General features: G+C 72.5%; 2 protein-coding genes. Both read right to left on the bottom strand.

All coding sequences use genetic code 11. The annotated features are described in order from the left end of the window. Window positions 1-531 (bottom strand): response regulator (locus H5J26_RS30630; RefSeq protein WP_181769201.1); only part of this gene is annotated, 531 nt, incomplete at its 3' end. A gap of 146 nt (window positions 532-677) precedes the next feature. Beyond that, on the bottom strand, window positions 678-1,595 hold the full coding sequence (locus H5J26_RS30625) for an oxidoreductase (RefSeq protein WP_181769200.1): 918 nt from the start codon (window positions 1,593-1,595) through the stop codon (window positions 678-680). Between the last annotated feature and the right edge of the window lie 247 nt (window positions 1,596-1,842).

Below are 1,842 nucleotides of genomic sequence, written 5' to 3'. Positions count from 1 at the left end.
CGCCGGCGACGATCGGCTCGGGACCCTGGTCGCCCTCGGGGCTTTCGGGGGTGGGGGAAGGCTTCCGCCGCCGACGGGCTCGGCACCGCCGCCGACGTCGGCGAACAGCCGGTCCACATCGTCCTGTTCGGGCGACTTCAGCGCGGCCAGGGCCGCACGGTGCTCCGCGTACAGGCGCAGCCGCTCCTTGAGGAGCTGCCCCTCGAAGGGCTTGATGATGTACTGCACGGCGCCGCCGCGCTGCGCGCCCCGTATCGTCTCGGCGTCCCGCGCGGCCGTGACGACCAGCACGTCGGGGCCTTCCTCCGGTGCGGCGCCGCCGCGCAGCTCGCGCAGCACCTCCAGCCCCGGCAGGTCGGGCAGATACATGTCCAGCAGCACCAGTTCCGGGCGCAGCTCACGTACGGCCGCGAGCGCGTCGGTGCCGTTGTGGACGGCTCCGGCCACGGTGAAGCCGGGGACCTGGCCGACAAGGGTGCTGTGCAGCCGGGCCACCATGAAGTCGTCGTCGACGACGAGTACACGGATCATCGCCTGCCTCCTCTCCCGCGCCGAGCACGAGTGACTCTCCCGGTGCCGTGGGCACAGCGGGTCGCCTCCGGTGCTGTTCGCAGGCCACTATGGCCGACGCCGCCGCACACACCAAGACCGGATCTGCCGGGCCGGGCCTCCGCGCTTCACAGCGCCTGGTACGTCACGCCCGTCAGCCGCTCCGACGCGGCCCAGAGCTGGCCCGCGGCGATGTCGTTACGGGCCCACGGGGCGCGCCGGGACGGCCCCGGCCCCCCTCGCACCCCGAAGATGCGCGGCCCGAAGAAGGAGTCACCGTGCACGTACGGCGCGGTGGCCGCGAACAGGACCGGTGCGGCGCCCTGGTCGGGGGAGGAGCCGAGAGCTCCGTTCGAGAGGCGGGCCAGGCCTTCGCGCACCGGACTGCCCGCCAGTTGCGGCCCCCTGACCTGGAGTTGGGTCTTCGTGTAGCCGGGGTGGGCGGCTGTCACCGTCAGGTCGAGGCCCTTGCTGTCCGCACGGTGGGCGAACTCGCGGACGAAGAGCAGGTTGGCCGTCTTCGACGCGGCGTAGGCGAGCATCGGGCGGTAGCGGCGCTCGCTGTTGAGGTCGTTGATGTCGATGTTGGACATCGCGTGGGCCATGCTCGAGACCGTGACCACCCGGGCGCCCGGCGCGGCCAGCAGCCGGTCCAGCAGAAGCCCCGTCAGAGCGAAGTGGCCGAGGTGGTTCACGCCGAACTGCGTCTCGAAGCCGTCGACCGTCCGTGCGTACGGAACGGCCATCAGCCCCGCGTTGTTGAGCAGCAGATGGACGCGTTCGTACGGGAGGGCTTCAGCGAAGCGCTGCACCGACGACAGGTCGGCCAGGTCGAGCATCCTGAGCTCGGCCTGTGCTTCGGGCACTTGGGCCAGCAGCCGGTCCATCGCGGCGGCGCCCCGCTCCTCGCTGCGGCACGCGAGCACCACGCGCGCCCCGCGGCGGGCCAGTTCGCGCGCCGCCACGAACCCGATGCCGCTGTTCGCTCCGGTCACCACTGCCGTGCGCCCGCTCTGGTCGGGGATGCTGCGCGCTGTCCAGGCCATGCGGATCAGCGTATGGCGGGCGGCCCGTCAGCGCGAGGGAGCGATGACGGGTGGGGCGGAGGAGGCAGGAGAGCCCGGTGAGGGTGAGTCCGCGCGCTCACTCCTGCCCGGTGAGTCCCGGCAGTCCGTCGTGGTGGTCGAGAAGGACGGAGGTGACCTCGTCGGGACACTCGGTGTTGGCGAGGTGGGCGGCGCCGGCGACCTCGACGAGGGTGGCCCCCGGGATGCAGTCCGCGATCTCGCGGGC

The sequence above is a fragment of the Streptomyces albidus (ex Kaewkla and Franco 2022) genome (assembly GCF_013870515.1).
Taxonomy (GTDB): domain Bacteria; phylum Actinomycetota; class Actinomycetes; order Streptomycetales; family Streptomycetaceae; genus Streptomyces; species Streptomyces albidus.
Note: the sequence above shows the minus strand (reverse complement) of the source record. Positions and strands in the feature narration are given on the sequence as shown.